At 35.7% G+C, this 7729-nt stretch carries 6 protein-coding genes; 1 reads left to right on the top strand and 5 read right to left on the bottom strand.

From position 1 onward, the window contains the following. Both ABX784_RS14165 and ABX784_RS14160 read right to left on the bottom strand, forming a co-directional pair. On the bottom strand, positions 1-546 hold a 546-nt coding region (locus ABX784_RS14165; RefSeq protein WP_372655712.1), incomplete at its 3' end, for an HAD hydrolase-like protein. Beyond that, complete coding sequence (locus tag ABX784_RS14160; RefSeq protein WP_372655711.1) at positions 530-949, bottom strand: hypothetical protein; 420 nt, start codon at positions 947-949, stop codon at positions 530-532. The genes ABX784_RS14160 and ABX784_RS14165, both read right to left, overlap by 17 nt. Before the next feature lie 138 nt (positions 950-1087). Here ABX784_RS14160 and ABX784_RS14155 point away from each other — a divergent pair, with 138 nt between their 5' ends. Then, positions 1088-1669 carry a rhomboid family intramembrane serine protease gene (locus ABX784_RS14155; protein ID WP_372655710.1) on the top strand — a complete coding sequence of 194 codons (582 nt, stop codon included), beginning with the start codon at positions 1088-1090 and terminating at the stop codon, positions 1667-1669. Here ABX784_RS14155 and ABX784_RS14150 read toward each other — a convergent pair. The 3 genes from ABX784_RS14150 to ABX784_RS14140 all read right to left on the bottom strand — a co-directional run bounded on the left by ABX784_RS14150 (position 1619) and on the right by ABX784_RS14140 (position 7473). Further along, positions 1619-3079 carry a PQQ-binding-like beta-propeller repeat protein gene (locus ABX784_RS14150; protein ID WP_372655709.1) on the bottom strand — a complete coding sequence of 487 codons (1461 nt, stop codon included), beginning with the start codon at positions 3077-3079 and terminating at the stop codon, positions 1619-1621. The two genes, ABX784_RS14155 and ABX784_RS14150, sit on opposite strands and share 51 nt — an antisense overlap. After that, positions 3063-5375, bottom strand: coding sequence for a PEP/pyruvate-binding domain-containing protein (locus ABX784_RS14145; protein ID WP_372655708.1), 2313 nt, complete (start codon positions 5373-5375; stop codon positions 3063-3065). The genes ABX784_RS14150 and ABX784_RS14145 overlap by 17 nt, the downstream gene beginning before the upstream one ends. A 160-nt stretch (positions 5376-5535) precedes the next feature. Beyond that, complete coding sequence (locus ABX784_RS14140) at positions 5536-7473, bottom strand: methyl-accepting chemotaxis protein (RefSeq protein WP_372655707.1); 1938 nt, start codon at positions 7471-7473, stop codon at positions 5536-5538. Positions 7474-7729: the final 256 nt, after the last annotated feature.

Raw genomic sequence — 7729 nt, 5'->3', positions numbered from 1 at the left:
TGGCTTGTAGACCTGTATGTCTTCTATACTTAATCGTTCTTCAAAAAACTCTATTAAGTTTGCATTTTGCATCTGTGTCTTAACACCAAAGTTAGATGAATTAGTTAGTGTAACTAATTTATATCCAGCTGCCTTAAGCTTAACTAAAGCACCTCTTACATCACTATGCGGAGGCAGCTTAAGAAGTGGTGTAACAATCGCCTTCTTCGCTTCTGCAGCAGAGAGCTTAATACCATTCTCGTTAGCAACCATTAGTAGAGCATTCATACCAATTTTACCGAAGTCCTGATAGTTATCTATATCAGTAGAGACTAAAGAGTAGTGAAGCATTTTAGAGAACCAGTATGGTAGCAACTCTTTACGACCACCTAGGGCCTTACCAACAGAGTCACGCATAGATTCAAGGTCTAACATTGTTTCATTTACATCAAAGAAGATTACTTTAATTTTCTTATCTTCAGTGTTTGTAGTTTTTGTTGCAGAAGAGCAACTTGCAAAAATAGTTAGAGTTACAAGTGCAGTAAGTGCTTTAAGTATTTTGTTCATTTTTTACCTTTATATTAAATAATGTATCTTCTTCTCTTAATACATAAAGAGCATAACAAGCTGCTAGCATAGGGATTGCAGCAAAAAATAATAACGTTCCATTTTCCCAAGGATTAATATATTTAGCCCATGTGCTAAATGTTGAAACACCATGTATGAATAATATAAATCCATAACTAAATCTTTTAAATAATCCTACTAAAAATAATAGAATAATGACTAACTGAATAGCACCAATACCATAAGCAGCATATTCACCTATCCCCTCAATCATATAGAATTTCTTAAAGATTCTTCCAGTATGTTCAGGCTTGATAAACTTATCAATCGTCCATACTAACATCACAATAAACACACCAATTCTTAGAGCGAATAAGCTCTTTTTTACTTTCAATTCATTCACATAGTACCTCCTCACAATAAAATAACATGCTTATTTACTCTTAAGTCAAAACTTTGTTAATATTGTGTCAATTATGGAGACTGGTCCTATACTCTATAAATAAGAATCTCAGAAATAACACCACTAAGGGTGAGACTCATGAAGAAAAGACCTATCGCAACAACTTCTTTAACTTTGATAGCACTAGCTATAACTTCAATGGCGCCTCTATTTGATACCTCTGTCTACTCTTTAAATGAACATCCAACACAGTGGATGAGCTTTATGCCATCTACACCTTTTCGCTATATGGGACTAACATTTATAAGCTCTCCCTTTATTCATCTAAACCTAGAGCATTTTTTTGTTAACACACTCTTTCTATTGCCTATTGGAATGATTATTGAAAGAAAGAAAACATGGACCTATCTAGCTGTCCTTTTTCTTTTAGTTCACTTTCAAACTCTACTTTCTTTAATAGTAATTGATAGTTTTTATACATTTCAGGCAAAGGCCTTCCTAGGTTATAGTCATATCGTGATAGGGATTTATACTTTTTGGTTTGTAAAAAATAAGAAATATGGATCACTTACTCTCGCCATATTGATACTAATAGCAGGACTCTGGCAAACACAGAGTCCATTAACTATTCTTGCCCATGTATTGGGACTTGCCGCCGGTATAGTAATACTAATTCTTGAGCGCCTGACTAGGGTCAGTAGCATTAATAGCTCTGACTGAACCGTAGTTATCAGAAATAATCCAATAATCTCCGGCCACTGCTACATCTGCGTAAGTACTCTTCCACTCTCCTTCATCTTTTGATGGAGTCCACTGGTTTAAAAGTTCACCAGTGCTAGGATCGAGAACGTATAGTCCATTCTTTTTTGATGGATAAAGAACGACATTTCTTTTTGGGTCATAACTTGCTCCTGCTAATGAGTAACCACGTCCCTTAGTATCAAAACACCAAAGATCAGTCTTTTCTTCCAAATCAAAACGACAAATAACACCTCTAATTGAAACATAGAGAATACTATTATCTAAAACCTTAGGGGTTGAAGCGATAGGAGAAACTGTATTGTGAGCAATAGTATGGGCTCCAGTTTCTTTGTTCATACAAGTAATATGACCTCTTTCAGAGACAAAGTATATCTCTCCAGATATATAGCAAACATTTTCCCCAACTATTACTGGCCTCATCCAACTTGATGCAGAAAGCTCTCTCTTCCACAATAATTCACCAGTTTTAAAATCAAGAGCAGCTGCGTAGCTTTTATTCTTTCTATCGTTACCTTTCTCTCGTCCAGTCCCCACGAAAACAACTCCGTTATGAACAAGGGCTCCAGAGTCACTATGTCCTAGATTCACCTTCCATATCTCTTTCATAGTCATAGGGTCAATAGCGTGAAAACCATCCTCTCCTGCTGCACTGAAAAGGATATCTCGACCTTCGAAACTTCCCATAACTGGTTGAGCTTCAGTATGTCCAAGAGTTTGATAACTTTTCTTATAAGCTCCAGTAGTGAGGTCAAATTGATAGATTCTAGCATGGTGAGTATCGTGAACTCCTTCACCTAGATACATGAAATTCTTCCAAATTGTAATTTCTGTAGTCGCTGGAGTTCCTATATAAAAAGTTCTTATTAGTTTACCAGAAGATAAATCTAACTCACTTACAATACCTAAGTCGTTACCAGTAAATATTCTGTTACTACTTACAACAGCCCCCCTAAAGGATCCCTTTCCTGTATCAATTCTCCACTTCTGAGATATTTTTAACGAAGAAGTGCTGCTATTACTTGAAGAAAAATTTGTTATAACAGTAGGAACATCTTCATATAAAGTGGATGAAGGGATGGCCCTCTCATCACTTTGCGCTTCGATTGTTCTAATTAATTTCGGATAATTTATCCACCACTTCCACCCCTGAATTCCTCCAAGGATTAAGACATTTAAAGCTAGCGCTGTTAATAACACTTTTGGTTTTAACAATACTTCTAAAAGTTTTCTTGGACCTTCAAGTTTAAGCTGTATTCCAAAGAGTCCAGCAATAAATGTAGCAAAAATTGATAGACCAACACTTACAAGTGTAAATGGAATCATAACAGTGGGTAATATCATTGGAACTAATTCAGTGGATGTTGTCATTTTTAACTCCTCCGCTATGACCATCAAGCCAAATGCTATCTCCATCTTTCAATAAATGAGTTGCTTTAGGAAGATTTATACTCGGCAGACCCAACTCTCTTGCCAAAATGGCACAGTGACTAAGAACGCCTCCTCTTTCTACTATAACTCCAGAGCATCTTGTAAAGAGCGCTGTCCATCCAGGATCAGTGGCAGGAGCAACTAGAACAGTATTTCCAGGCCAATTTGTAAAGTCTACATCTGAAGGATCATTTACAATCTTCACAATACCTTTAACCACACCACTACTTAGAGGAGTTCCTCTTAAAGAGCTCTGTCCCATATCAATTGGTTTTAAACAATCTTCGACATCACTCTGTTTTAAAACATCAGGAAGATAGATACCTTTATATGCATCGAGTTCTTCTTTTCTTATTTTAATTTTATCTTTAATACTCTCTACGCTCTGTCCATTTGAAAGAGCTATCACTTCCTCGACAGTCAGGTGGAATATTTCATTACCTACTCCAAGCCTTTTACCAAGCTCTAAACTGATATAGCGGATATGGGCATATGGACGGAGTATTTCCATCTTCCACTGCTCTCTAAGCTCTAAAAGCTCTTTTAATATTTTCCACTCTTCAATTAGTACAACATCTTTGAATGTTTTCAACTTATGGATCTCATCTTCAATATTAAGACTAGCTCGATCAGATACCTCGACACTTTTTCCAGTACCAAAAGCTGTTTCTCCCAATTCTTGCCATCTTGGATTTGATAAGTCTAACTCCCCAGGGCCTCTGTGACCAAATCGTGAAAAGAAGAACTCTCTTTTCAATGGCTCTTCAAGTGCCCTAGAAAAGTATCTATTCATTTCAAATGTGGCAGTTTCAAGTCCTGCTCCCATCCACTGTTGAAGATGTTCCTCAACCTTATCTTTTCCAACGACACTCGAAAGTACGGCCCTAAGGCTTTGCATAGAAGCTTCAATCAGAACCACTAACACTAAAGGCCACTTAAGACTTACTTTTGAAAAGTTTGCTATTTCTTTTTCCCATAAGTTTAATACCTCTTCATATTTCCAATCAGAGTACAAATCACCATCTTGAGGACGTTGTAATTTATGTTTGAAATCAACTAATTCTTTTCTAGACCTTTCAATCCAACTTCTTCGATTGGTAGACATATTCCATCCAACACGAACCATACGCCACAAACTCTTTGGAGTATTTAAGACTCCAATGGCTGTAATTTTATGCCATTCAAACTTTAAATGAGCTTTAGGTAAAGGGGCTATACGATATGGAATGGGACCAAAATAAAGAGGAACCATTTTATTCATATTAATAAAGCCTCGACCAAATATTCGATCCATTATCGACTCATGTGGAGAATATGACTCATCATTAAATCCAATATATCCAAGCTCGTGTAGGGCATCGTCAAAAGCACCAACAGGAGCAAATGCACGCTTCCATACTTCATAGGTTAGTCTACTAGGCTGACCAGTCCACTCTGCAAATGTTTGTCCATCCCACCAAGTATCTTCTGGATATTCCTCGTGAATACGCTTTAGCTCTGCTTCTAAAATTTTCTTTTGCTTAGTCTCAGACCTAGCTGAAGTTATTGGACGGGCCTGTAATAAAAAAGCATTTAAGCAATCATCTACTGCCCATTCCATATCAATTTTTTGCCCGAGCTTCTCCTCTACAAGTTCTCCCATTTTAAAAACTTTATTTAAGTCTTCCCTTGATAGTGGACCATCAACGACTTGCGAACTTTTTAAATTTCTATAAGGATTAACCTGACCAGAAACTAGTGACTCACCTAATCCCTCTATGTATTCTAGAACTGAACCCTCTTCAGCATGAGTTGGATTAACAGAGAAGTACACCCCTGCGTAGCGGGCCTTTACCATGACTTGAAGAACAACATTCATAGGAATATCTTTTTTCTCTCCCATAAAGAATTGTCTATAACTCTGAGAAGCTTCACGATCAACAGATTTGAAACAAGAGTTTATTGCATCTTTTAACTCTTCAATTGATTTGATCTCTAGAAATGTCTGATTTTGTCCTGCAAAGCTCATCTCCTCTGAATCTTCACCAAAGGCCGAAGATCTTACCGCTAAGGGCGCCATCTCTTGCTCTTTCCACCAATTGACCACACGAGTCCACTCATCTTCTCCCTCTGGAATATCCGTAAGGATCATTCCTGCAGGAACAGGCAAACCGGCCTGAGTCATCATTGCTAAAACATATGCCTTAGAACCAACAAATTGTTGAGACTCTTTAAGCTCTCGAAAGTCGAGGATCATAATATACTCCTATATTGAACGCTCAACATATCAAGGTTAGTACTAAATAAAGATGATATAGATCAGGATAATAATGTATTTATGTCCCGTTATTTGACGGTAGTCTTAAATATTTAACATTAAGACTACTTAAAACTAAAACAGTGATTAAAAATGAAAATTAATTAGCTTTCCTTTCAGCAATAGGGTCTTTCTCATTTGAAGAGCCTTCTATTATTGAGAGAAGATTCTGAATGGAATTGTTTACTGTATGAACACTTTCAGTAAGCTGCGTTGCCATCGTAGCACAAGCTTGCGATGAGCTAGTATTTTGATGAGTTATATTATCTAACTCCTGCATGGCCTCAGTAACCTGTTGAACTCCAATTGCCTGCTCTTCAGAAGCATTAGATATTTCCTTAACCATTTCATTAACAGATCCAATATTGGTCAATATACTTTCAAGAGAATCACTACATAAATTGGCCACCCTTGTTCCATTTTCGACCTTTCTCTTTCCTTTTACTACAAGCCCTTCAATTTTCTCTCGAGAAGACTTAATGATCTCGTTAACTTGATCTACTGAAGAGTCTAACATTGTTGAAATCTCTAAAGCTGCTGCTCCCGACATTTCAGCTAAGTTACCAACCTCCTCTGCAACCACTGAGAACCCTTTCCCATTTTCACCTGCTCTGGCCGCCTCTACAGAAGCGTTGAATGACAGGAGTTTAGTTTGAAAAACAATATCGTTGATAACTTTTGTCTTTAGACTAATTTCTTGAATTAATGTAGAAATTTTTCCTATCTCTTCATTATTCTTTGTTATCTCTTGCATTATCTCTTCATTACTATTTGCTATATCATCTATTGATGACAACATTTCATTTATATTTTCTTTTCCTACGATTGCTTGTTTCTTAGATTTTTCAGATGTTTCAGAAGAGCTACTTGCAGCACTTGCATTTTTTTGAACCATGGAATTAATTTCGTCGATAGCAGAGACAGTTTCCTGTAAATAAGAAGACTGATTAACAGAAGATTCGCTTAAACTAATACTTGAGTTTGAAATCTCATCACTAGACTTTTCAAGTTCAGATGAGCTCGACTCAAGAGTAGAAATAACTGATCTTATAGTAGAAGAAATACTTGCAGTCATTTTACTAATAATGATGAATAATAAAATACTAATAATTATTATAGCAACAAGCAGTTTAATGAATGACATATAAGCATGCTCTTGCTCTTCAGTAATTTTAACTGTTAAGTCTTTTTTCTGATAATCAATTAAATCTTTAATAATATTTAAAGCTAACGTCATATCAGTATAGAATTCATTTGGATTTCTATTGTATTGACCATCTTCAGAGTGGTGAAGAACGTGTTCAAATGTCTCATTCACTCTTATCCAAGAAGATGAAGTCTTAAACTTTTCAATAAACTTCTTAGACTTATCATCTAATATTAGTCCAGAGGAGCTAATCCCTTCATCAATTCCTGCCTTTAAAGATAGTAAATCTTTAAACTCTTGTTGAGAAATTGGTTTTTCAATTGAAAGTAATCCTGCAACGATCGCTCTAAGCTTCCCACCAGACTCTTTTGCATCTTCAAGTATTCTTGCTCCTCGAATTTCTGCAGAGATCTCAGGAATACTTGCTCTATCTGCTACATATAGTTCTATATCTAGAAGAAGTAGAACCACTTTGGTATAACTATCAACAATGGATTTTATAGGAGCTTTTTTAGATAGAACATCTACTCTAATGTCCTTGATTGAACTCACAGCTTTGAATAAGTTCTCTTTAAATTCATTCGGGAGTTCAACAGTTTTTAGTAAAGTGAAAAATGGAGGCTTTGTACTATCATTATTCACGTGCTGTTCTTTTAATTTTTTTACATCAACTTTATTATTCAAAAAACCTACGCTTAGACTTCTCTCCTTTTGAGTTTCATGTACAAGTGCAGATGAAAACTTCACTAGATCAATCTGACTATGTAAGATTTCATCCTCGTGATAAGAGGAGTAATAGTCTTTAAGAGAGACGAATGAACTTGCGATAAAGAATGAAAATGGCAAAATTGCTATAATTAATATCTTATACTTTAGGCTTATTTTACTCATTCTCTTTCCTTTACACATGTAATTAAGTCCACTACCTCTTAACTTCACCCTAATAACAAACACTTAAACCACTTTCACAAGATTTGGACAGTACCTTTATCGTAAAAAATTAAGAAAACTTTACTTAATTTTTTTGATTTATCTCCGACGGCCACATAGATTGCCTCAATTTCAAAAAGATATATAATTAACACTAGATGTATCTTCAGCTAAAAGGTCATATGAAAAAGCTAACTATATTTTTCTTAATACTATT

The organism is Halobacteriovorax sp., from assembly GCF_041587335.1.
In the GTDB taxonomy this organism is placed as follows: Bacteria; Bdellovibrionota; Bacteriovoracia; order Bacteriovoracales; family Bacteriovoracaceae; genus Halobacteriovorax.
This window is presented reverse-complemented; position numbering and strand designations above follow the sequence as displayed.

Coding starts and splice junctions, on each gene's coding strand:
- ABX784_RS14155 (WP_372655710.1), top strand. CDS start 1,088: ATGAAGAAAAGACCTATCGCAACAACTTCTTTAACTTTGATAGCACTA.
- ABX784_RS14150 (WP_372655709.1), bottom strand. CDS start 3,079: ATGACAACATCCACTGAATTAGTTCCAATGATATTACCCACTGTTATG.
- ABX784_RS14145 (WP_372655708.1), bottom strand. CDS start 5,375: ATGATCCTCGACTTTCGAGAGCTTAAAGAGTCTCAACAATTTGTTGGT.
- ABX784_RS14140 (WP_372655707.1), bottom strand. CDS start 7,473: ATGAGTAAAATAAGCCTAAAGTATAAGATATTAATTATAGCAATTTTG.